General features: G+C 45.3%; 23 protein-coding genes. 14 read left to right on the top strand and 9 right to left on the bottom strand.

The genetic code is table 11. The features are described 5' to 3' along the window. Positions 1-163 precede the first annotated feature (163 nt). Entirely contained in the window at positions 164-1,402 is a 1,239-nt protein-coding gene (locus tag SFC66_RS02630) for an aminopeptidase (protein ID WP_411217150.1), read from the top strand. A 45-nt stretch (positions 1,403-1,447) separates the two neighbouring features. On the opposite strand, the gene recQ is transcribed toward SFC66_RS02630, so the two are convergent. The 6 genes from recQ to SFC66_RS02600 all read right to left on the bottom strand — a co-directional run bounded on the left by recQ (position 1,448) and on the right by SFC66_RS02600 (position 9,298). After that, on the bottom strand, positions 1,448-3,568 hold the full coding sequence (recQ, locus tag SFC66_RS02625; protein WP_411217149.1) for a DNA helicase RecQ: 2,121 nt from the start codon (positions 3,566-3,568) through the stop codon (positions 1,448-1,450). 115 nt (positions 3,569-3,683) lie between these two features. Next, entirely contained in the window at positions 3,684-5,015 is a 1,332-nt protein-coding gene (locus tag SFC66_RS02620; RefSeq protein WP_411217148.1) for a hemolysin family protein, read from the bottom strand. Positions 5,016-5,140: 125 nt separating this feature from the next. Beyond that, a complete protein-coding gene (locus tag SFC66_RS02615) occupies positions 5,141-5,320 on the bottom strand; it encodes an SE1832 family protein (RefSeq protein WP_411217147.1) in 180 nt (59 codons plus the stop codon). 289 nt (positions 5,321-5,609) lie between these two features. Continuing rightward, complete coding sequence (locus tag SFC66_RS02610; RefSeq protein WP_411217146.1) at positions 5,610-6,671, bottom strand: bifunctional 3-deoxy-7-phosphoheptulonate synthase/chorismate mutase; 1,062 nt, start codon at positions 6,669-6,671, stop codon at positions 5,610-5,612. 313 nt (positions 6,672-6,984) lie between these two features. Beyond that, the gene (locus tag SFC66_RS02605; RefSeq protein WP_411217145.1) at positions 6,985-8,193 is read right to left on the bottom strand and encodes an MFS transporter; all 1,209 of its coding nucleotides are present in this window, start codon (positions 8,191-8,193) and stop codon (positions 6,985-6,987) included. Between the two features lie 10 nt (positions 8,194-8,203). After that, a complete protein-coding gene (locus SFC66_RS02600) occupies positions 8,204-9,298 on the bottom strand; it encodes an AI-2E family transporter (protein WP_411217144.1) in 1,095 nt (364 codons plus the stop codon). A 177-nt stretch (positions 9,299-9,475) separates the two neighbouring features. On the opposite strand from SFC66_RS02600, the gene SFC66_RS02595 reads away from it, so the two are divergent. From SFC66_RS02595 to SFC66_RS02570, 6 genes are all read left to right on the top strand, one after another. Beyond that, positions 9,476-11,194 carry a phospho-sugar mutase gene (locus SFC66_RS02595; protein ID WP_411217143.1) on the top strand — a complete coding sequence of 573 codons (1,719 nt, stop codon included), beginning with the start codon at positions 9,476-9,478 and terminating at the stop codon, positions 11,192-11,194. A 260-nt stretch (positions 11,195-11,454) separates the two neighbouring features. Next, positions 11,455-12,243 carry a TerC family protein gene (locus SFC66_RS02590; RefSeq protein WP_411217142.1) on the top strand — a complete coding sequence of 263 codons (789 nt, stop codon included), beginning with the start codon at positions 11,455-11,457 and terminating at the stop codon, positions 12,241-12,243. 116 nt (positions 12,244-12,359) lie between these two features. After that, positions 12,360-12,818: an OsmC family protein gene (locus SFC66_RS02585; protein WP_411217141.1), complete on the top strand. Its 459-nt coding sequence runs from the start codon at positions 12,360-12,362 to the stop codon at positions 12,816-12,818. A gap of 26 nt (positions 12,819-12,844) precedes the next feature. Next, a complete protein-coding gene (locus SFC66_RS02580; RefSeq protein ID WP_411217140.1) occupies positions 12,845-13,258 on the top strand; it encodes a Fur family transcriptional regulator in 414 nt (137 codons plus the stop codon). Between the two features lie 109 nt (positions 13,259-13,367). Continuing rightward, entirely contained in the window at positions 13,368-14,498 is a 1,131-nt protein-coding gene (locus tag SFC66_RS02575; protein ID WP_411217139.1) for a metal ABC transporter solute-binding protein, Zn/Mn family, read from the top strand. A 119-nt stretch (positions 14,499-14,617) separates the two neighbouring features. Continuing rightward, positions 14,618-15,862, top strand: coding sequence for an aminopeptidase (locus SFC66_RS02570; protein ID WP_411217138.1), 1,245 nt, complete (start codon positions 14,618-14,620; stop codon positions 15,860-15,862). Here the strand turns inward: SFC66_RS02570 and ligD are convergent, their stop codons facing one another. Then, entirely contained in the window at positions 15,863-17,644 is a 1,782-nt protein-coding gene (ligD, locus tag SFC66_RS02565; protein ID WP_411217137.1) for a DNA ligase D, read from the bottom strand. A 95-nt stretch (positions 17,645-17,739) separates the two neighbouring features. On the opposite strand from ligD, the gene ku reads away from it, so the two are divergent. After that, complete coding sequence (ku, locus tag SFC66_RS02560) at positions 17,740-18,588, top strand: non-homologous end joining protein Ku (protein ID WP_411217136.1); 849 nt, start codon at positions 17,740-17,742, stop codon at positions 18,586-18,588. A 154-nt stretch (positions 18,589-18,742) separates the two neighbouring features. Continuing rightward, positions 18,743-19,702, top strand: a complete 960-nt coding sequence (locus SFC66_RS02555) for an acyltransferase family protein (protein WP_411217135.1) — start codon at positions 18,743-18,745, stop codon at positions 19,700-19,702. 33 nt (positions 19,703-19,735) lie between these two features. On the opposite strand, the gene SFC66_RS02550 is transcribed toward SFC66_RS02555, so the two are convergent. Continuing rightward, positions 19,736-20,473: an AraC family transcriptional regulator gene (locus SFC66_RS02550; RefSeq protein WP_411217134.1), complete on the bottom strand. Its 738-nt coding sequence runs from the start codon at positions 20,471-20,473 to the stop codon at positions 19,736-19,738. A gap of 224 nt (positions 20,474-20,697) precedes the next feature. On the opposite strand from SFC66_RS02550, the gene SFC66_RS02545 reads away from it, so the two are divergent. The 5 genes from SFC66_RS02545 to SFC66_RS02525 all read left to right on the top strand — a co-directional run bounded on the left by SFC66_RS02545 (position 20,698) and on the right by SFC66_RS02525 (position 23,873). After that, entirely contained in the window at positions 20,698-22,347 is a 1,650-nt protein-coding gene (locus SFC66_RS02545) for an ABC1 kinase family protein (RefSeq protein WP_411217133.1), read from the top strand. A 2-nt stretch (positions 22,348-22,349) separates the two neighbouring features. Beyond that, the gene (locus SFC66_RS02540) at positions 22,350-22,655 is read left to right on the top strand and encodes a phasin family protein (protein WP_411217132.1); all 306 of its coding nucleotides are present in this window, start codon (positions 22,350-22,352) and stop codon (positions 22,653-22,655) included. A 159-nt stretch (positions 22,656-22,814) separates the two neighbouring features. Next, positions 22,815-22,955, top strand: coding sequence for a hypothetical protein (locus tag SFC66_RS02535; RefSeq protein ID WP_411217131.1), 141 nt, complete (start codon positions 22,815-22,817; stop codon positions 22,953-22,955). A gap of 232 nt (positions 22,956-23,187) precedes the next feature. After that, positions 23,188-23,487, top strand: a complete 300-nt coding sequence (locus SFC66_RS02530) for a YwdI family protein (protein ID WP_411217130.1) — start codon at positions 23,188-23,190, stop codon at positions 23,485-23,487. A gap of 17 nt (positions 23,488-23,504) precedes the next feature. Next, a complete protein-coding gene (locus tag SFC66_RS02525) occupies positions 23,505-23,873 on the top strand; it encodes a DUF423 domain-containing protein (protein ID WP_411217129.1) in 369 nt (122 codons plus the stop codon). Positions 23,874-23,902: 29 nt separating this feature from the next. Here SFC66_RS02525 and gerQ read toward each other — a convergent pair whose 3' ends face one another. After that, a complete protein-coding gene (gene gerQ, locus SFC66_RS02520) occupies positions 23,903-24,394 on the bottom strand; it encodes a spore coat protein GerQ (protein ID WP_411217128.1) in 492 nt (163 codons plus the stop codon). Positions 24,395-24,527 lie beyond the last annotated feature (133 nt).

Below are 24,527 nucleotides of genomic sequence, written 5' to 3'. Positions count from 1 at the left end.
TCATCAAAGAAAAGCGTAAGAAACCGCTTAGAAACAGAGCAATAAACAAGGGTGCCAGGAGTGGGGCGCCTACTCATTGCAGGCATATTTCGTGTGGAATTGTTCATACTCTAATAGAATGGAAGAATAGTCTGAATTCAACAACGGGAAGGAATTGATTCCAATGCCAGAACAGCAACTATTAGAAAAATATGCAGACGTCGCTTTGCGCACAGGCGTGAATATCCAGAAAGGCCAACCTCTATACATCATGGCTCCGATTGCAGGGGCCGATTTTGTCCGTTTGATTGCCAAACGTGCCTATGAGCTTGGAGCCAGTGAAGTGGATATCAACTGGTCTGATGATACACTCACGCTTTTGAAATACAAACACCAATCCGAAGAAGTACTTACAGATATTCCGGATTGGGTAGTGGAGCGTCGTGCTTATAACATGAAAAAAGGTGCAGCACTCTTGCAAATCCGGTCCACTGACCCAGATCTCCTGAAAGATGTTGACGGCAATAAAGTGGCGCAGGCAACAAAAGCCGCGGCACAAGCTTTGCAGCATCTTCGAAAGTATACGATGAATGATATCATTCCTTGGACAATCATCACGATACCGACAGATGCATGGGCGCAAAAGATTTTCCAAGGAAAATCGGCAGAGGAAGCAACGACACTTCTATGGGATTCGATTTTCAAGATCGTCCGTGTCGATCAAGAGGACCCTGTCCAAGCATGGAAAGAGCATAATGCGAAGCTGCATCATGCCCGGGATGTCCTGAATGATAAACGCTATAAAAAACTTCATTTCAAATCCGAAGGAACCGATCTTGTCATCGGTTTACCGGAAGGACACTTATGGAAAGGCGGCTCCTCGACGACCGAAAGCGGTACGGAATTCAATCCGAACATGCCGACGGAGGAAGTGTTCACGCTGCCGCATAAGTATGAAGTGGAAGGAACAGTCACAAGTAAAAAGCCATTGATATACGATGGTAATATGATCGATAACTTCACTCTTACTTTCAAGGAAGGTAAGGTTGTGGATTATAAAGCGGAAGTAGGACAGGAAACACTGAAGCATTTGCTGGAAACAGATGAAGGAGCGCTTCGTCTTGGAGAAGTGGCTTTGGTGCCGCATGAGTCACCTATTTCCCAATCCGGCCTTATTTTCTACAACACGTTGTATGATGAAAATGCATCATGTCACGTTGCTTTAGGGAAGGCGTATCCGACAACGCTTGAAGGCGGATCTTCCATGAACGAAGAAGAATTGGATAAGCATGGCGTCAACGATAGTTTGACACACACAGACTTTATGATCGGTTCTGCTGATCTCGCTATCGACGGGATTTTCGCGGATGGTGAATCTGAGCCTGTTTTCCGTAACGGAAGCTGGGCAATTAAATTCGATTAAGAGAAAACCCGCATCACTGGGACGAATCCAGGGATGCGGGTTCTTTTATTGTTCCAATATTCCATGGTGGACAAGCACAGCCCGGATAGCGTGATAGTCACATTCTGTCTCCATTTGATCCTTGATCTCGCGAAGCTTTGGCAGTTCATCATGCTGCTTCAATACGTCAAGAACAGCTGATTCCTGTTCGGATGTGAAAAATTGCTTCAGATCAAGCGGTTTTCCTTCAGCATGAGCTTTGAACAGATGATTGCTGATCGTTATCGGAGTCAAATCCCGTTCTTTGGCTATTTCCTTCATCGAGGTTCCTTGCATAAAGGCATCATAACTGATTAAATGACTAGGTGTATCCTGTTTTTCCTGCAACAGTGGTTTGGAGTCATGTTCCGGGACAGCGGCTGTCTGATCATGTTTCTTCAGTACTTGTAGAAACTGCTCGCCATATTGCTCCATCCGTTTCTCCCCGATACCTTTGATCTTGAGCATCTCGGATTGGCTGTGCGGAATGTACCGGCATAATTCTTTTAACGTGGCATCAGAGAAAATCACGTAAGGGGGAAGTCCCTCTGATTGGGCGATTTCCCGGCGCAATTCTCGCAGTTCCTGGAATAGTGCTTCATCATAATCCGCTTCGGCTGTTTCCGTCGCTTTGGCGATTTGCATCATGACCGTTCTTTCGCCTTTCAAAATGCGGACAGCTTCGTCGGTAAGTGTCAGCACAGGGAACTTATCGTCTGTCGGAGCCAGGATCATTTCAGCTGAAAGATAGTGGATGAATTGGGTGATATCCTTTTCTGTCCTATTTTTCATGATTGCATACGTAGACAGATCTTCCAGTCCGAATTGCTTGATTCGTTTATCTTTGGATCCTTTCAATACTTTTGCCACCAATACCGCTCCGAAGCGCTCACCCATCCGCTTGACACAAGACAGCACCATTTGTGCTTCGCGGGTCATATCCGTTTTCTCGAATTCATTCAGACAATTACTGCAGCGGCCGCAATCCTCGGGTTCATTGGGATCCTGGAAATAATGCAGCATATAAGTTTGCAGGCAGCTCTGTGTATGGCAGTAATGAATCATTTGCTGCAGCTTTTGATATTCTGCTTGTGTATCCGAAGCCGAATTTTCGATCAGGAACTTCAATAGATGTATATCTTGACCGGAGAAAAGCAATACGCAATCACTAGGCTCCCCGTCACGTCCTGCCCGGCCTGCTTCCTGATAATAGGCTTCCATATTCATAGGCAGCGCATAATGCAGCACATAGCGGACGTTACTTTTATCGATTCCCATGCCAAAAGCATTTGTTGCGATCATGACACTGACTTCATCTTGGATGAAAGAAGCTTGTGCAGCCTGGCGGTCAGCTTCGCTCATACCAGCGTGGTATTTGGCGGTTTTGATTCCTTTTCGACTCAGAAATAGGGAAAGCTGATCGACCAGCTTCCTAGTCGGTGCATAGATGATACCAGTTTCATGTTTGCGTTTTTGGATGAAATCGATGATATACCTTTCTTTATCTGCACCTTTGACGACTTGGAAGCGGAGGTTATCACGCGCGAACCCTGTGCGCGTCGTATAATCTTCTTGTATGGCCAGCAGTCTCTGGATATCGTCTGCCACTTGCGGTGTTGCCGTAGCAGTCAAAGCCATGACAGGTGGCGTCTCATTCAGCTTGTCCAAAATGGAAATGGCCGATCGGTAGCTTGGTCGAAAATCATGACCCCACTGGGAAATACAGTGAGCCTCATCAAAGGCGATCAAGCTTATCGAAAGATTGCGGACCATTTGCAGGAAACGAGCATTCTCCAGGCGTTCTGGAGCTACATAAAGAAAGGTGAAGGCACCTTGGGCTGCTTGCTGCATCGTCCATTCCATTTCAGCGGCTTCCAATGTACTGTTTATATAAGCAGCGGGTATATCCATTGCTGTCAGCGCATCGACCTGATCCTTCATCAAGGAGATGAGAGGGGAGATGATCAATGCCGTCCCCTGCCGCATCAAGGCAGGTATTTGATAGCAAATCGATTTACCACCGCCGGTCGGCATGATAGCCAACGTATTCTCATTTTTCATCACATGACCGATTACTTCAGCTTGTCCTCTTCGAAAGGTATCATAGCCGTAATAATCCTTCAGTATTTGCTCAGCAGTAGCTTGCACGTGCAAAATCCTTTCCTGATTTTTGTTATCTACAGCATAACACGATTCTGTACCAATCAGCATTTTAGTCGCAAAAATAAGAAACTGCCTGTAACGATACAGACAGTTTCCTTTTTTATATTGTCGCCTCGCTTTGCGGGCGCTTCAATTCGATTTTGATTTTTTCGAGACGATTATCCCGTACAGATTCGACGGTAAAGAGCATGTTTTCATACTCCACGACAGTGTCGGCATTTTCATCAGGAATGGAGCCAATGCGGCTTAGGATGAAGCCAGCTATGGTATCGAAATTCGGAACGTCGATATCGGTATCGAAGTAATCATTGAATTCATCTATCTGCAAGGTGCCATTTGCCATATACGTATTATCATCGATACGTGTCAGCTCACCTTCGATTTCATCGTATTCATCATCGATATCCCCGACGATCTCTTCAATCATATCCTCCATCGTGACAATACCTGAGAAACCGCCATATTCATCTATCAGGATGGCAAGGTGATTATGTGTCTGCTGCAATTCCTTCAGCAGATCATCGATGTATTTCGTTTCAGGTACAAAATGTGCTTCCCGCAATATTGCTTCAAGCCGGACACCATCAAAGCCGTATTCACGAACTGCTTTAAAATAATCCTTCATATTCAGTATCCCGACGATGGTATCGCTGTCTGTCTGGTAAACAGGAATCCTGGAGTATTTCTGTTCCAGCAGGATATCTGCGAGTTCTTCAGCCGGTGTGTCGATGCTCAGGGTGAATGTATCCGTTCGAGGCGTCATGATCTCACGTGCAATCTTATCATCAAGGTCGAAAACGCCCTTGATCATGCCGAACTCATCCGCATTCAGTATACCTTCCTGCTGACCAGTCTGAGCCATGAGCTTGATCTCTTCCCTGGAGACCTTTTCAGCTTCTGCATCATTTCCTACACGAGTGATTTTCACAAGCATATTCGTGGAGAAGGAAAGGAACTTGACGAACGGCATTGCGATTTTACTGATAAATAGAATCGGTGTGACAGAGAATCTGGCTATCCTCTCTGCGTTTTGAAGGGCAACCCTTTTGGGGAACAACTCACCGAATACAAGTGTGACATAAGACAGCAAGATAGTGATGACGACTACGCTGATTTGCTGTGCATAAGGGATATCCCCAAGTACACCGGCGAATCTGTTTGCAAGTCCGGTAGCAGCTGAGGCACTCGAGAAGAAGCCTGCCAGCGTGATACCCACCTGTATCGTAGCGATGAACTTGCTCGGATCAGCGATGAGCTTCTGCAGTAAAGCTGCTTTTTTATCGCCTTCATCCGCTTGCTGTGAAATGCGGTTCTTATTCAGTGAAACCAATGCAATTTCTGCTGCAGCAAAAAAAGCATTCAGGACTGTTAAAATACCTATCAATACGAGTTGGAGTAAAACTGGACTCCCAGGATCATCCGCGCTATTCATGTATAAAATCTCTCCCTTAAAAAAATAAACGCAAAAAATGCGTTTTCATTATATCCATTATACGCTCTTTTTATGTGTATTCCAAATACTGTGCATGCAGTCTAGTATACCCTGTTGATTGGAAATCAATCCAATGCCCGGAGCTTTTGGCGAAGCGATTTGATTTCGTTCTCCATCTGCTCCAGCTGTTTCTCCATATGGGCTGCACCTGCGCCGCTTGATGCTAATTTATCCGCATCGGCCTGCACGCTGGTGTAAGACATTTTCAATTCAGCCAGTCTGTTTTCCAGCTCTTGTTTATTCATCTCATCACCTCTGAACTTAGAATAGAAAAGGAAGAGTCTGTACGTCAAGCGGTAAGGGTGAGCATCGATTTGTACTAAAAAAGTTGCCAGTCCATCACTTATGCGTCTTCATCCTCCGAAGAATAATAGGGAATATAATATGTATGGTGGTTGCACGAGCATATCAAGTGAATTACGTAAGCTCAGTACCATTCAATAATTCAAAGAAGATTACTGTCTGAATGGGAATGAAACGCTGACTGTAACCAAAAAGACCGTCACAATAAGCATGACGGTCCTGTTTGATGTATTAGATTTTGCCTTGGAAAGCAGCAAGTTCCTTATAGAAATTGTCAAATGTCGGAATATCCATTTGTTGACCTGCATCGGACAATGCAACAGCAGGGTTAGGATGGACTTCGGCCATGACGCCGTCTGCACCGACTGCCAGTGCTGCTTTCGCGCACGGTAGCATGATATCTTTCCGACCAGTGGAATGCGTTACGTCGACCATGACAGGAAGATGCGTTTCTTGTTTCAAAATCGGGACAGCTGAAATATCCAGCGTATTCCGTGTTGCTGTTTCGTACGTGCGGATGCCGCGCTCGCAAAGGATGATTTGACCATTGCCTTCGGAGTGGATGTATTCTGCTGCCGCAATGAATTCTGAAATTGTTCCGGACAGGGCACGTTTAAGCAGGATAGGTTTGTTTGTGCGTCCTGCTTCTTTCAGTAATTCGAAGTTCTGTGCATTGCGGGCGCCGATTTGAATCACATCGACGAAATCAAGTGCTTTCTCGATATCATGCGGAGTCACGATTTCACTGATGACAGCCAAATCGTATTCTTCTGCTGCGCGCTTCAGGATTTCCAACCCTTCCACACCCAAACCTTGGAAGTCATAAGGTGAAGAACGAGGTTTGAAGGCACCGCCGCGAAGCAATTTGAGTCCTTTGTCTTTCAAGGATGCCGCAACTGCAGCCACTTGGTCGTAACTTTCGACAGAACATGGTCCGAAGACGAAGCTTGCTTTGCCAGTTCCGACTTTTTCGCCTTTCAAGTCGATCACTGTATCTTCATTTTTATAAGCACGGGATACAAGCATAGGACGCTTGCTCGCAGCTTCTTCTTCTTTCGTCTTAGCTTGCATGACAGCTTTGAATATACTATCCAGTGTGGAATCTCCTAGCACACCAGCTTCATTCTGTGCTTTCAGTTCTGCAAGCAGCAGTTGTTCAGACTGGCTGCGTTCACTTTCAGGAAGATCCTTCAGCTGCTGCTTAAGGCTTGCCTGTTCGTTCAACAATTTCAACAGCTCGAAATGTGTTTGTTCGTACTGCTTTTTCAGCTCCAAAACATTTGTAGTCTGCATAAATAGATCCTCCTTGTAAGTTTGATCCCTAAAATTGCCTTCAATAGCCTATCCAGCCGATATCAGTTATCCTGCAAGCATGAATTCCCGGTTCCCGGGGGATCCCTTGCAAACCGCTGCCGTTCTGAGACAGGTTATGGAAGAAACCCAACATCAACATCGCGATTTGAATTGATCTAATGTTGAAAATATTATCCCTATACTACATCCTTTTATAAATAAATACAAATGTTAGCTCAAAGTTATGCAGAAAAAAGGACATTAGTACCTGTTTACCCTTGTTTTCAGCTTTGTTTTATTTTTGATGCATTCTTTATAATTTTTTTACATTTACAACAGGGCGCTGATCTTTCCGCCGCTTATTGACGTAATCCGCAAATGTGAATAAAAATACGAGCAGAAACAGGAAACTCGACATTTGGAACAGGGAAGATGTCGAAACATATTGATGCAGCAGACCGAGAATGACTGCACTCAGCCCAATACCAAAATCAATGGATGAATAGTACATGCCGTTGGCGATACCGCTTCTTTCCACATCCGTTTTTGATATCGTCCATGCCTGCAAAGCGGGAATCATCGACCCATAGCCAATTCCGAATAATGCTCCTGAGAGCAGGAAATACCAGTTGGCTGTTGCGATGCTGAGTATCCACATAGCAACAAACGCAATGACTGAGCAGCCCATGATCAAAATCCAGGGGCCTTTGGCATCGAACACCCTTCCTGTGAATGGCCTTGAGGCAGTGGAGCATAAAGCATTGGCTAAATAAAAAAGGAAAGTTCCGGTTAGATTCTGTTCTTCACCGAAAAGGACAAGATACGTAACGATGGATCCATAACCGAACGAAGTCAGGAACGTGATGAGTGCTGGATAGCTGCTTTTCTTTTCAATCAATGAGTGGAAGAAGGAAAACTTTGTCGGATTGATTTGGTTTTTGGCCAGTGATTCAGGCTCTGCATAGTGTGTCATTGCCAGAAACAGAAATGCGACTAAGCCAAGTAAAATAGAGACGGATATGAGTATCTGGAAGTTGAAGTTCTGATAAAGGAATATACCGACACTTGGTGCGATGATCATACCGATTGTAATGGAGAGGCCGAAATAACCCATGCCTTCCCCGACGCGACGTCTTGGTACAAGATCAACTGCAGCTGTGCCGTTTGCTGTTGTGCTCAATCCCCAAGCAGCTCCATGCAGGAAGCGGAAAATGAGCAAAAGGAAAATGATTTGAGTGAAAGGGTATAGAATGGTGCAGACGAGCAAGAGGAAAGAACCGATAAGGATCAGCATTTTCCTCTTTTTTGTCAACAAGATGTGGCCGATGAATGGCCTGATCAGTATGGCGGCAATGGAAAACGCTGTCGTTACCATGCCAACCTGTAGGCTGCTGCCGCCGATCGATGCAATATAAGGTGGCAAATTCGGCAGCAGCATTTGAAAGCTCATGAAAGTAAACAGATTGCCAATCAAAAGGAAAATAAAGGATTTCGTCCAAAGAGGTGGCATGTCATTCACCATCATTTTCCTCCTATTCCGCCTGTATTCCGGCAGCGGATTTTTTCTTCATTCTATGATCGACCCATTCCCGGTAAAAGTGGGAAATGATTGTTTTGCATACTGCATAAAACGGTATGACGAACAATAGACCAAGGAAGCCCGCAATGCTCCCGGCTGCCAGTATGAGCGTGATGACTGTCAGCGGGTGGATACTCAATGCTTTTCCCATGACATTCGGGGAAATCAAGTTTCCTTCGATTTGCTGGGCGATAAGCATTACGATTGCTGCTAAGATTGCTAGCTTCGGTTCTTGGAAGAAAGCAACCAAAATGGCAGGAACAGCCGCCAAGTATGGTCCGAGAAACGGAATGACGTTGAAAACCAATCCGATGATGGCGAGTGTGAATGCGTACTTGAGCCCGATGATCGCATATCCGATGAATAGCATCGTGCCGACACATACCGATACGATGAATTGCCCTTGTATGAAAGAAGATAATGTATGATTCAAGTCTTCCATTAGCTTCTTTACACTAGCTCCTTTTTTCTTATCAAAGAATTTTGTTATGAATGGAACCAATTTTTCCCCATCTTTAAGCATAAAGAATAAGAAAAAGGGAATCAAAACCAATGTGAAAAGGAAATTGACCAAGCTGGAAATGAATCCAATCAGATAACCTGGGATATCCTGCAGGCTGGACTGTAAGTTGGTGGCATAATTCTGGATGGATTCCTCCACTTGATCTGGCAATGCAGAGTGATTATTTTCCCAGTAGTTCACGATGGATGTGAGTTGATTCGTGATGCCGGGGATATTATTCACCAATGCCTGATACTGTGTTTGCACGATTGGCGCAGCGAATTTGTACACGAAATATACCAATGCAATCAACAGCAGGAATATCGTCAGGATGGCTACCCATTTCGGGAAGCGGATTTTCTCCAGGAGCCGTACAAGCGGCTTGGTAATGTAAAATAGAAGACCAGCCGCAATCATTGGGAATGCAATCGCGCCTATGTATGCTGCCAAAGGCTGGAAGATGAAATTGACTTTCGATATCAAAAGAATGAGAGTGAAAGTCAGGACAGCGGCCACAAGGCCTTGAAACCATTTTTTCTGGGTCAATGTAAATCAGTATCCTTTCCGATTAATGATATTGTTAGCATAGCATAGCCAAGCAATGGCGTAACCCTTTCCCTAAGTTTTTATTAAATTTCCAGCAGAATGGGGATTCTGCGGTATTTCGCGTTATAATATGGTAAAATCTCAACTATACTTATATATTTTCAGGAGGAAAGCATTATGGCATGGCAAGATACATATGAAAAATGGAATTCATTCACAGGACTCGATCCGAAATATAAAGAAGAATTGTCCAATATCTCAGAAGATGAAGCTGCTTTGGAGGATGCTTTTTATAAAGAATTGACATTTGGGACAGGCGGTATGCGCGGAGTTCTCGGAGCAGGAACGAACCGAATGAATATCTATACTGTCCGCAAGGCAGTCGAAGGCTTGGCAGTATACATGGAGAAAAACATCAGTGATTACAAAAAGCGCGGGGTAGCTGTTGCCTATGATTCCCGTTATATGTCTCCTGAGTTTGCAGATGAGACTGCGCGTGTTCTTGGCGCCCACGGCATCGTAGCGCATGTTTTCGAATCGCTGCGCCCGACTCCATTATTATCATTTGCGGTAAGACATCTGAATGCAGCTGCCGGCATCATGATCACTGCAAGTCATAACCCACCTGAATACAACGGCTTTAAAGTGTACAACGAAGACGGAGGTCAAATCCCGCCGGAACAAGCAGAAGCAATCATTGCGGAAATCGCGAAGGTCGAAGACGAATTGGCTGTGGAAGCAGAGGAACTGGAAACAATCCGTGCGAACGGTTTGCTGCATAGCATCGGGGAAGATGTGGATAGTGCCTATCTTGCGGAATTGAAAACCATCTCGAATATGTCCGATTCTGCAAAAGAACAGCTGGATAAGCTTCAGATCGTTTTCACACCGCTTCATGGTACATCCCATGATCTTGTATTGCGCGGTTTGGATCAGCTTGGTTTCCAAAAAGTACATGTCGTAAAAGAACAAGCGCAGCCGGATCCGGAATTCTCTACTGTTGAATCCCCGAATCCTGAAGAACACCAAGCCTTTACACTGGCAATGGAGCAGGGTCAAGCAATCGGGGCAGATGTATTGATCGGAACAGATCCGGATGCAGATCGCCTGGGTGTTGCAGTACAAGACGGACATGGAGCATATCAAGTGTTGACAGGGAACCAGCTAGGTACACTCATGCTTGATTATGTGCTTGCCAATGCGTCGGATGAGGATCTTCGCAACGGAAAGCTTGTCAAAACCATCGTGACGACAGAAATGGGCCGTGCGGTAGCAGCATCTTATGGTGTGGATACGATTGATACACTTACGGGCTTCAAGTACATCGGTGAGAAAATCAAGCAGTTCGAAACAACTGATGAGAAATTCTTGTTTGGTTACGAAGAGAGCTACGGTTATTTGATCGGTGACTTTGTCCGTGATAAGGACGCCGTGCAGGCTGCGATGATTGCTTGTGAAATGGCGGCTCACTGGCGCGCCGAAGGCAAGACGCTGCTTGAAGCATTGCATGTTCTATATGAGAAGCATGGTTATTTCCTGGAGGATCTTCATTCCATCACTTTGAAAGGGAAAGACGGTGCAGCTAAGATTGCATCCATGATGGATGCAGTCCGTGCCGATACTCCGCAGGAACTTGGCGGTCTGAAAGTGATGGCGGTGGAAGATTACTCCATGCAAACACGTCGGAATCTCGATACAGATTCTGAGGAGAAGCTCACACTTCCAAAAGAAAATGTCATCAAGCTATTTCTTGAGAAAGATAGCTGGGTATGTTTGCGTCCATCGGGTACAGAACCGAAAATCAAGAGCTATTATGGTGTCAGCAGTGCAAGCTATGATAGCAGCCTTGAGCTTCTTGAGAAGCTGAAAGCAGATCTTGGCAAGTACTTGAAATAAATCGTTGACATTGCACTCACATTCGACTAGACTAAAAATGTGATAAGCGCAATTTGCTTCTAAAGGGGAGTAGCTACACAATAAAGTCGTCATTCCGAGAGAAATCTCCGGCTTTATTGGCAACTCAGACGTTGTTAGCGAGACCTTTACCATCTTGGTAAAGGTCTCGCTTTTTTTTATAAAAAAGTGTTACGCCTTGACTAAGATGGGGTACGATTGCTAATAAATCGCATACTACATTTTAAAAGGAGCGTAACTGAATGGATGCACAATTACTTTTTGAGTATGGCTGGGTTTTGATCGTCCTAGTAGGACTTGAGGGTATCCTTGCTGCGGATAACGCATTGGTACTTGCAATCATGGTTAGGCATTTGCCGGAAGAACAACGTAAGAAAGCACTTTTCTATGGATTGGTAGGAGCATTCGTTCTCCGCTTCGCGTCACTATTCGTCATTTCCTTCCTTGTCGATGTGTGGCAAGTACAGGCAATTGGTGCTGCGTACCTATTGTTCATCTCCATTAAGAACCTGTACGACAAATTCAGTGCTAAGAATAATGATGTGGCAAACAAGAAGCCGAAAAAAGAAAGTGGCTTCTGGATGACGGTATTGAAGGTCGAATTAGCTGACCTTGCTTTCGCAGTCGATTCCATTCTTGCAGCAGTTGCATTGGCAGTCGCACTTCCGCCAACTGGCCTAGGTAATGTCGGAAGCTTGGATACGGGACAGTTTGCCGTTGTTTTGGCAGGCGGTATGATTGGTATCATCATCATGCGTTTTGCAGCGAATATATTCGTCGATCTTCTTCATACGAGACCAGCTCTTGAAGTGGCTGCTTTCGTCATCGTAGGTTGGGTCGGGGTCAAGCTGGTCGTCAGCACGCTTTCCCACGATGCACTTGGTGTGCTGCCGCATGACTTTGCACACTCTACCGGGTGGAAGCTTACTTTCTACGGGATATTAGTAGCAATAGCAGTAATCGGCTGGATTGTGTCCGGCAGAAACAAAGTCGAGCATAAGAAAGAAGATTCCGCTGAAGGAACAGAATAATACAAGGAGACCTTCTACTTTTTGGTAGAAGGTTTTTTTGATCAGACATTTTGTCTTTCCAGCTCAGAAGCGTTAAAATAGAAGGTAGCATAACGATAGCAGAGGAGACGATCACGATGTCAGAACACCATTTTCATTTAGACGCAGCTTGGCCGGGAGGAAGGAACAGCTCCGGTACAATCGAAGCAGGGAACTTGAAGACAGAGATCAGCATTCCTCCGGAAATGGGTGGCCCTGGCATCGGTACGAATCCAGATGAAATGCTGCTGGGTGCTGCTGCTACTTGCTATATCATCACATTGGCAGCAATGATTGAACGTGCCCATTTACCGCTGTCTTCCATGAAATTGGCGTCAGAAGGTATTGTCGATGAGACAAATGGTGTGATCACGTACAAACGAATCATCCATCGGCCGACTGTGTTCTTGAAACAAGAAGCAACAGAAAAGCAATTCCAGATGCTTGAAAAGCTGGCGGTCAAGGCAGAAGAAAGCTGCATGATCACCAGAGCGATAAAAGGGAATGTGGAAGTCAGCCTGGAGGCAGACTTGCACATCGAAAATGCTAATCAATAATTTGCCAGATAAAGGACGGAAAGCGTATGAATAGTGAACGGGCGATGCACATTCTGAAAGAAAATGGCTTCAAACAAACAAAGCAGCGCGAAAAACTGCTGAATATTTTCCAGAAACGATCCCAGTATTCCGCCGTGACCGAACTTTGGAAAGAATTTCGCGAGGATTTTCCAAGCGCAAGCTATGATACAGTGTATCGGAACCTCTACACGATGGCCGAGTTAGGTATCCTTGAAATGACGACAATCGATGGTGATAAGCATTTTCGCTACCATTGTAATGTAGAAGGCCATCATCATCATTTCATCTGTAAGCAATGCGGAATCACCAAGGCGATTGACGTTTGTCCGATAGCGGATGTCAAAACAGCACTGCCAGGTGGTTATACGATAGAAAACCATAATTTCGAAGTGTATGGTATATGCCCTGCTTGTCAATAATCTGTTGATAAGCAGGTTTTTTGATTTCAATAAGCACATTATCATTTACAAATAGTAATCATTACGATATAATCTCGATTAGAACTTATAGTAACGGGAGGAATATCTGTTGAAGAAATCTCTATTTTTAATCGGTACGGCCTTGCTTTTAGTTTTGCTTGCGGCTTGCGGGAATGATGAAAGTCAGGGGAATTCAGATGATGGGAAGTTAAAGGTTTATACGACCATTTATCCGATTCAATATTTCGCTGAAAGAATCGGCGGAGATCAAGTGGATGTGGAATCAGTGCTTCCGGCTGGAAGCGATGCCCATAACTTCGAACCAACTTCGAATCAGATGGTTGATATTGCGAAAGCTGATGCTTTCCTGTATTCCAGTGATGAGCTGGAGACATATGCGAAGACGATTGCCGACGCCATTGGTGATGAAGATGTAAAGATCGAACAGCTTGCAGATGGCATTGATTTGCTTCCTTTTGGCGAAGAGCATGATCACAGCCATGATGCAGCAGAAGAAGAGCATGATCATAGCCATGATGCAGCAGCAGAAGAAGAGCATGACCACAGTGATGCAGCAGCAGAAGAAGAGCATGACCACAGTGATGCAGCAGCAGAAGAAGAGCATGATCACAGTCATGAAGATGCAGCAGAAGAAGAGCATGATCATAGTGAAGAAGGAACAGAAGAAGAAGCTCATCATCATGACCATGGCAGCATCGATCCCCATTACTGGCTTGATCCGGAACGGGCAAAGCAAATGGCGGAAAACATGAAGAATACGCTTGTCGAGCTGGATCCTGATAATAAAGACACTTATGAAGACAACTATCAGGCTGTAGCGGATGAATTGGACGAGCTTGATCAGAAATTCCAACAGGCTGTCGAAGGTAAAGAGAATAAGAAAATCATCGTTTCCCATGCGGCATATGGCTACTGGGAAGATCGTTATGGTATCGAACAAATCGCCATAACTGGTTTATCGCCTACTAACGAACCTTCTCAGCAGGAATTGGAAGAGATCATCCATACTGCGGAAGATAATAAACTGAATTATGTCTTGTTCGAGCAGAATATCTCGCCAAAAGTAGCGACAATCGTCCAAGAAGAAATCGACGCGGATGTGCTTAGAATCCACAACTTGGAGACGATTACGGAAGATGAAATCGATGCCGATGCGGATTACTTCAGCTTGATGAATGAAAACATTGAAACGCTGGAGCAGGCATTGACAAATAAATAAAGTGCCAAGAAAGGCTGTCCGGGAAAACGGGCAGCCTTTTTTTGACGCTTATGTTTCGTGAATATTCTAATTTTAAGGTATAATGCAGAAATACATACGTTTTGATGGAGGGGTATTATATGAAAAAATTCGAAGAACAGCTGCAGCAATTCGCTAAGCTTGCAATCCAGACTGGTGTGAACTTGCAAAAGGGACAAGGGTTGCTGCTTGTTGCGCCGATTGAAGCGGTCCGTTTCGTGCGTATGGTTTCAGAAGAGGCATACAAAGCAGGAGCGAAAGATGTACATACAGAGTGGATTGATGAAGAGCTGGTCGTACAGCGTTATAAGTATGCTCCGATTGAATTCCTCGAGAATGTGCCTGCCTGGAAATTCCATGGCCGCAATGAGCTGGTGAAGGATAACTATGCTGTGTTGAACATCATCGGTGAGAATCCGGATCTTCTGGAAAAAGTCGATGGTGATAAAGTGGCAGCCTATATGAAGTCAGCCGGAAAGGGAATGACGCCTTATCGCGACTTCATGATGAAAGATAAGATGCAATGGTCGATTGTTGCTTATCCGACAGCCGCTTGGTCCAAGAAAGTCTTCCCGGACAAATCCATTGAAGAAGCACAGGAAGCAATGATGGAAGAAATACTGCGCATCAGCCGGGTCAGTGGCAATATTGATCCGAATATTGCTTGGAAGGCACATAATAAACAGCTTCATCTGGCTTCGGATTATATGAACAAACAACAATTCTCCAAATTGATTTATAAAGCCAAAGGGACGGATCTGACGATCGAGCTGCCCAAAGGTCATATATGGAGCGGCGGTTCTGGTCCGACTGAGAACGGTGTTGATTTCAATGCCAATATCCCGACTGAAGAAGTATTCACGATGCCGCATAAAGATGGCGTGAATGGTACGGTTTCCAGTACTTTGCCGTATAACTTCAATGGCCAGCTGATCGAGAACTTCCAGCTGACATTCAAAGATGGCGTCGTTGTGGATTACAAAGCAGAGAAAGGCGAAAAAGCACTTAAGAATCTGCTTGAAGCCGACCCAGGTGCAAAGCGCCTTGGTGAAGTGGCACTCGTCCCGCATAAATCTCCTGTTTCGCAATCAGGTTTGATTTTCTATAATACATTGTTCGATGAAAATGCATCCTGCCACCTAGCGCTTGGAAAAGCATATCCGACTTGTATCGCAGGCGGCAATGAGATGACTGCTGCAGAGCTTGAAGCAGCAGGTGTGAATGACAGTATCATGCACGAAGATTTCATGATTGGTTCGGCTGATCTTGATATCGATGGTGTGAAAGCAGACGGCACCAAGGTTGCAGTCTTCCGTCAAGGAGCATGGGCACTAACATTCGAATGATCACATCAGCTGCATGATGGAATCCACTTTCTGGCTGTTCCTCGCTTCCTCAAAGGATGCAAAGGGACAGCCTTTTTGCTGTACGCGTTCTGGTACGGTGAAGATGGTATAGTCATCGAGTGAGAGACCGTTTTTTACTTCATCCCAGAATAAGGGGGTACTGACGGTCCCGGTTGAGCGCTTCCGGGCAGTATAAGGAACAGGCAATGTTTTTCCCATCCCAAATTGGACATAGTCGATATAAAGACGTTCATGCCGATTCTTTTTCATTCTCTCGATCGTGAAAAGATCAGGATGCTGCTGCACAAGCAGTCTTGCCAATGCTTCGGTGAATGTGCTGGCTTGGTCATAACTGAGTTGATTATCAGGCAGGGGAATGTACAGCTGCAGCCCCTTGCTCCCGGAAGTTTTGATGAAGGCAGCCAGCTGCATTTGATCGAGCCAGTTCTTCAGCAAATTGGCAGCTTTGATGGCCAAAGGCAGGGCTTCTTCTGATGGCGGATCAAGGTCCATAACGATCTCACGCGGCGATTCACTGCCGATTCGATGAAAAGGGGCATGAAATTCAATGCTGCCATGATTGGCAAACCAAATCAAAGACTGCAGATCCGGGCACTGCAATGGTGTGGTATCCGGAATGAATGCCGGGGCATAGTCGGGTCTGTGCTTTTGATAAAAGAAATCGGCTTCAATGCCATCGGGACAGCGGATGATGGTCATTTCACGATTTTTCATATGAGGCAGCATGAATGGTGCCACTGTACGGATATACAGCAAATACCGCAGCTTATCAATTTGTGCTTCTTCCCAGTAAAACTTGTCCAGTTTACTCAATTCGACCGATTGCGGGAACTGGGCCAAATCAATGACAGCCTGCTGGACTGTGCAATCAGCTGCTGCTGTGGACGGGGATAGGTGATGGAATCGCGGCTCGCGTAATTCTTCGTCTGCTTGTCCCAAGCAGAGTATGGTGGCACAAACTGCTGGAGGAAGGTGCAGGAGGTTCGCATCTTCTGTTCCGTTATCTTTGAAAAAAGCAGTCAATGTATTCCGTTCCGCTTCATCCATACCATGCTTGCATTTCCCGATTGGTATGAATTGGCCGTCCTCCCTGGCAAGCTTGGCATGAAAATAATCATTGTCTTTATCATACGCCGTCAGGACTGCCGTGATTTTGCGCCAGTTTTTGATTTTATACCAATCATGATGCTGTTTGCCGGCTTTATATGTGCTGGTGATCCGCTTTGCGATGATACCCTCTCCTTGATGCAATACAACATCCTCCATCAATGTGCTTGGCTCTGTATCATATCCCACATACTTTATCGCCGGAGGGCCTTCGAATAAGCTGATCAAGTCTTCCAAAGTCTGTTTTCGGGATGTGAGCCGGCGTTTTTCCTGACTTTTACCTTTGTATATCAGCAAATCAAAAGCCATCAGCATAGCAGGACGAGCAGATGCATGCTGTTTGATCCGCTCGGGTGATTTCAATCTGCCGCGTGTTTGCAGCAAGCTGAATTCACCGCTCAGGCGATTTTTCGGAATGATCAGTTCACCGTCGATGGTAAAGGGAATATGCGCTTTTACATGATGCTTTTGCTGTTCGCAGTAGGAGATGATTTCCGGGAATTGAGCGGTCAAGTCAACGCCATTTTTACTGGTCAGTGTGATGCTGTCAGATGCAACACACAAGACTGCCCGGAAGCCGTCATATTTCACTTCATAAATCCATTCTTTTCCTACTGGATACGTATCCCGATAAATTGGTTTCATCACTTGCATTGCTTATCGCTCCTTTTGCTTTAGTTTTAGAGCAATGCGTCAGAATTAAACATGGAACAGACGCACAAACTAGGACTAAAAAGGAGTGAGTGCACATGCATACGATGTGGAAAGGGACAATCAGCTTCGGGCTGGTGAACATACCTGTTAAAATGCACGCCGCCACCGAAAATAAAGATGTGAAGCTGCGGCAGTTGCATAAGGAATGCAACACACCGGTCAAGTATGAAAAGGTTTGTCCGCATTGCGAAAAAGAACTACAAACAGAAGACATCGTCAAAGCGTATGAGTATACGAAAAATAAATTCGTCGTCTTGGATGAGGATGAACTGCAGGCTTTGCAAAAGGAACAGGAAGATAAAGCGGTGGAGATCGTCGACTTTGTCAGCTTGGAGGAAATCGATCCGATTTATTTTGAGCGCTGTTATTATCTGTCTCCGAATGAAGGCGGCACAAAAGCCTACAGCCTGCTGCGAAAGGCACTGGAAGAGACGGGGAAGATCGGGGTCGCTTCGATGATCATTCGTTCCAAGCAGCAGCTAGCGGTCATTCGCGTTTATAAAAATGTACTGGTCGTGGAAACGATTCATTATCCGGATGAAGTTCGGAGTGTAGCCGACGTGCCTAATATCCCGGCGGAAGAAGCGATTGTTGAAAAAGAACTCACTACTGCCAAGCTGCTCATCGAACAGCTGACAGCCGCTTTTGATCCGGAAAAATACAATGATGAGTACCGGGAAGCTTTGCTGGATCTGATTCAAGCAAAGCGAGATCATGAAGATGTCCAAATTCCGACAGCGAGAAAACAGCCGAGCAATGTAACCAATCTGATGGACGCCTTACAGGCTTCACTGGATAAGGCGAAGAAAGATAAACCCGCACCAAAGAAAGCGACTAGAAGGAAAACCGCTTCACGGGCGAAGAAGAAGCCGGAAGCTGGATAATCCTTCCCGTCTTTTTACACATCCGTGTCTATATGACGATGATTTGACAGCCGGCTAACAAGTAGATGAAGAAAGGTCATAAGCTATAGCGTTTCTGCGCCGGTCTTCTTACTATGGAGAGACACATCTTGAAGTAGTAGAAGGAAGCGATAGTATGGAACGTGATTCCTATTTTGATAATGCAAGGCTGCTTATGATCTTATTTGTTGTATTCGGACACTTGATCCAGCCATATCAGGATATGCAGCTCCTGCATATGAGCTATACATGGGTATATACATTCCATATGCCTGTTTTCATTTTCCTGGCCGGTTTTTTTGCCAAGGGAGCATATAGCAGGGAAGCTGTGGAAAAGCTCGCCAAAAAGCTGCTGCTGCCATTTCTGTTTTTCCAGATCATCTATACGATTTACTATTATATGATCGGAAAAGAAGGTTGGATGGAGTCGATCCTTGTACCGCAGTGGGCTTTATGGTTCCTGCTCAGTCTATTCTGCTGGCATATCCTGCTCATCCCATTCAAGAAAATAAGGCCTGCCACTGGCATTGTCTTGGCAGCTTTCCTTGGCTTACTGGTTGGGTATCTGGATGAAATCGGGTCAGCTCTGAGTCTATCCCGTACAATCGTCTTTTTCCCGTTCTTCCTGACGGGTTATTGGATGACGAAGGAGCAGCTTGGCAAGCTGAAGAAACCTCCAATACAAATCGGTGCAGTACTCGTGCTCCTGACGGCAGCGGTCATGCTGTATCTTTATCCGGGGATGCCGACAGATTGGCTGCTGGGATCGAAATCTTATGCGGACATGGGAGCAAGCGGCAGCGGTGGAGTGACTCGCTTCATTGTTTATTTACTGTCAGCCATGATGATGCTGAGTGTAATGGCACTGGTGCCGGCCAAGAAGTTTTCCTTTACGAAATATGGACAACGTACATTATATGTTTATCTGCTGCATGGTTTCATCATCCAGTGGATCCGTGTTGATGATATATTCGAGGTGAATAATGGTCTTGATATTCTTGGACTTCTGATGGTCACGTTCACCATCGTGCTGCTTCTGTCCCAGCGCTGGATGCTGCGGTTATGGAAACCATTGATCGAACTGAAGAGTCCATGAAAATACCGCACAGGAGATCCTGTGCGGTTATTTTCAGCTTAAGCGGGCGTCGCGGAATTGCTTTGGTGTCATCGATGTATAGTATTTGAATTGTGCAGTAAAGTAGCTTTGGTTGCAGAAGTTGAACTTCTTGGCCAGATCGGCAATCGACTGGTTTGTATGAAGCAAGAAGTATTTCGCTTCTTCGATTTTCTTCTGATTGATGAACTGCACGGTCGATACGCCTACTTCTTTCTTGAATAAATGTGAGAGGTAGCTCGGATTCACATTGCAGTGCGTACTGATTGCTTGCAGGCTCAAATCCTCCAGGATATGTGATTGAATATAGGAAATCGCTTCATTGATGATATTGGAATATTGTGTGGCACGGCTCTTATTCAATCCTTCTATGAAACGGACGAGCATATCATATTCCAATTCTGAAAGTTCCTGTTCTGTCTGACAATTTTCGATTTCCAGCATGTACATCATATTCAGGCTTGATGCCACTTCCTGAGAAGCGCCGCCCCTAAGGATGGCACGTGTGTACAATGTGCAGATACTGATTGATTGGTTTTTTGCGGACCGCAGCGGTTGGAATGCGTACTTTGGGCGCTCGGCAGAGGAAAGGCTCTCAATCGTGGATAATGCCTCATTCAAATCACCATTCTCTACAGCTTCCATCAGCTGGTTCTCAAGCAGGTAGGAAGGGTACAAAAACTGTTTGTTCGATTTTATATCTTCGACGGAACGTGTTACAGGCAGAACAGCATTTTTAGATATGCTAGACATACTATACCTCCGTTAAGGATTATTGGATTTATCATCGTACTTATATAGCAATATTGTAAGCGTTTTCCGTTGAAAAATAAACTGTTTTAATAAAAAATATTTACAAAATATCTATTTTAACGTTTTTCGACATATTCGCAGGTGAATAGACAAGCAGGAGAAAGTCTAGCTATAATGAGAATAGAAAGAAAGAAGGCAATTGTCAGAAAAAATGAGGTGTGCACATGCGTGTCAGATCCACCCGTCGCATTCTGACTATCGTTTGGATGGTCATCCGGTTCATGCTGCAAATTTACAGCTTTTATTTGCTGCACAGCCGTGTGTGGGATGAACAAGATAAACAGGAATGGGAAGCGTTGCTCAAGAAACAGGCGAAGGAATATCGAAGGATTGCGGAGAAGAAGGGCGGATTGCTGGTCAAGCTTGGTCAGTTCCTCAGTGCACGCGCCGATTTGCTGCCGGCGGTGTTCATCCGGGAGATGGAAGGACTCGTGGATAAAGTGAAGCCGACGCCATTTACATACTCGGAAGCGATATTGCGCGAAGAACTGGGCGACCTTTATGGAAAGGAAATCGTTGACTTGAATCAAAAAGCGATTGCTTCTGCTTCCATCGGCGAAGTGTATGAAGCATATTTGCGAAATGGAAGGAAGATAGCGGTCAAAGTCCAGCGTCATAATGTGCGGCAGATATTCCATATGGATTTCAAAGCGCTTCGGATTGTCTTCTTCCTGCTTGGCAAGCTTACTAGCATCGGCAAGAAATCGGATATGAAGGCACTGTATGCAGAAGTGGTGACGATCATCAGCCGGGAATTGGATTTCCGGAAAGAACTGGAGCATGCAAATTACTTCAAGAAGCGCTACAAAGGAAACACACAAATCAAAATGCCGAATTATTATCCAGAGCTTTGTACTGGCAGGGTGCTTGTGATGGACTGGGTGGAAGGCCGGAGAGTGACGGATACGGATTATCTGGATGAACAGAAAATCCCGCGCGAACAAGTGGCCAGGGCGATTTTTCAATTCTTTTCCGATCAGTTCCTGAATAGCGGCATGTTTCACGCCGATCCTCATGCAGGTAATATCATCGTGCAGCCGGACGGAAAGATCGTACTGCTCGATTTCGGCATGGTCGGTGAGATAAAGGCTTCGGATACCGAATATTTGAGAGAAGCCATCCAGGGAATCGTGCTGGATGATTATGAAGCAGTCATTCAAGCACTCTATAAAATGGAATTCCTTCTTCCATCGGCAGATTCTGAGAAAGTGAAGCGGATCATCCGCAAAACAGTGGAGTTATACAAGGGCGGGGACCTTGATGTCGGTGACACCGATTCCTTCCTGCAGCTGCTTGAGGAGCTGCAAGCTGTTGTAAAGGAACAGCCGATTCAGCTTCCGGCGGATTTTGCTTTCCTCGGTCGGGCAGTTTCGCTGGCGATTGGTTTGGTGGCAGTCATCCACCCGCAGGCTAATTTGGTCGAATGGGGTAAACCGGTCATTCTCCGCTGGATGAGGGGTTCGAAAAAAAACCGTTCGATTTATACCGGCATCCTTGCCAATTCCCTGCGTCCATTCTTATCGATACCCAGGGCAGTCGTGGATTGGCTGACGGATGGTGATAAGCAGCGCAGCTGGGAAAGGGATAAGCAGAAGAACCAACTGACGCACCAATTTTACTTCTTTTATACCATCTTGCTGCTTGCTTTGACAGCAGGTTCCGCTTATACCGGCATCCAAGGATTGATGCAGCATACATTATGGCTTTTGCTCGTAGGATTCATTGCAACATTTCTATTCTTTGGATTGTGGTTAATTCTCGTGATCAAGCATGTTCTGCTGCTTAGATCCATAAATAAAACTAGGAGGTTATGAAAATGGCAGATTTATTGCGTAAAGGATTTCTTTTAGGTATTGGGGCTGCATTGGCCGGAAAAGAGAAATTGGATGCTAAATTGAAAGAGCTCGTAGCCAAGGGTGAGATTACGCCGCAGCAAGCGAAAGATCTGATTCAGCGTTTTGTGGAAAAGGGAGAAGCAAAATCAAATGAGTGGAATGAAAAAAATCAAGAAAATATGCAGAAAAAAGTAAATGATCTCGGACTTGCATCAAAGGCTGAAGTGGATGCCCTGAAGCAGCGAATCAGTCACTTGGAACTTCGTCTGCAGAATGAGGAAGATTGAGTCGGATAGTGATGTAGCATCAAGGTGGAATCAGTTGAAATTTGATAAATGAAGCAGATTATTGTTAACTTGTCGTGAATATTTCGAAAATTTGTTGTCAATTGTTCATTTCTCGATTAGAATGATGCTAGAGGCTATATTCAGGGGAGGTAATTAGCAATGACCAGCTTTTTATCTTTTGTCGACCAAGTGGAGCGGGATTTACAACGTCCATCCACAGCCGCAGAGTATGATTTCTTGAAATGGATGTATGAACAATATGTTGCCGAACAATCAGATATAATGAAGCAAGCGCTGTAAAACAGCGAAGCCCGCCAGAGTTGGCGGGCTTTTTTTGTTGATTGTAAAAATGCTGCTCGGCATCAGGCAAGTTGACTAAGTGTATGAAGATGAAGTGCGGTATTATTGACTATTTTAAGAACAATAACACAATCTCTGAGTCGGCAGAGTACGCAATCCTGTCCAGCTATTAATTTCTTGCTGATAAATCTGATATAATGCAACTAATAGCAAAAGTATGGAGGTGTTGAAATTGCTAAGTGAAGAAGCGGTGCTGCGGCACATGAAAGAAGAATTGGAGAGGGCATTGAATCTTGATGATGTCCAAAAGCAGCGCGAACATGTCCGGGCGGTGCGTTCGATGTGTGACCTGTTTCTGCAAGACGAACGTGCGGCCAAGCCGGAACCATCCAAAGTGATAAAGTCCCAGGAACAGCCGTCGGCAGCGGAATGGGCAGCAATGACAGGCGAATGGCCAGTCCAGGAGCAGCCCAAGAAAGCTTTTGAAGATGATGACGAAGAATCGAACGGCAAGTCATTGTTCGATTTTTGATATAAAGGAGTATAAAAATGAAAGCATTACTGATAATCGGCGCGATCAGCGGTTTCCTCACTGTAGCACTCGGAGCATTCGGAGCACATGGATTAGAAGGAAGAATAACGGAGAAAGCAATTGCCACTTGGGAAAAAGCGGTTCAATACCAAATGTTCCATACATTGGCAATCATCGGTGTAGCGTTATTGCTGCAAAAATTCCAAGCAGGCAGTCTGACAGCGGCTGGTGGTTTCTTCATTGCGGGTATCCTGCTGTTCTCTGGAACGCTATACATATACGCAGTCAGCGGTATTACGATCTTTGCTATCATCACGCCAGTGGGCGGTGTCGCATTCCTGATCGGCTGGGTGCTGCTTGGTTACTCTGCAATTAAATATCTGTAAGGAAAAACCTCTGCTAATGCAGAGGTTTTTTAGCGTGCAGGATAATTGGCCATGCTGCCTGGGTTTCCGAAAGGGTAATTATAATTGAGTGGTTCATCGAATGTCACATAATCGAGGTATACCATCAATAACAGGTAGCGGCGGTTCGTTTCTGGATCACGCAGGATAATGTGATCACGTCCGGCAGCCTCGATCGTGCCTTTGAATATCTTTGCATTCCAGCGATCATTATTTTCGAATGTCATGTAAACCGTAGCCAGCTTGCCGCGATTCAGGCGCAGAATGTTTTCGATATAGGACTGCTCGACTGGAAGTGCACCGGCAGGGCCGCCGCCTTGTACCTGTGACGGAACTTGCTGCTGTTGTTGCTGTTGCTGCTGAGGAAAAAATGGCTGATTTTGCTGTCGGGCTGGGAAGCTGTAATTCGGGACTTGTGGATAAGTATAGGCCTGTGGCTGTTCTTGATACTGCGGTGTGCTCGGCACCTGATTTTCTTGATTCTGGTTCTTGCTCATTTTCATTCCCCTTTCCTATATCCTTCACTTAGAAGACAATGGAGCAGCACTATACCGGCGGGCGCAGCGGGAATAATTGCAGTCGGATTCCTGCTGTGACAGCTGGATTATAGCCGGTATCGGCGGCATCGCATGTCAA

This window comes from Terribacillus saccharophilus (assembly GCF_046592895.1).
Taxonomy (GTDB): domain Bacteria; phylum Bacillota; class Bacilli; order Bacillales; family Amphibacillaceae; genus Terribacillus; species Terribacillus saccharophilus_D.
The sequence above is the reverse complement of the archived record's forward strand: the minus strand, read 5'-3'. Positions and strand labels throughout refer to the sequence as shown.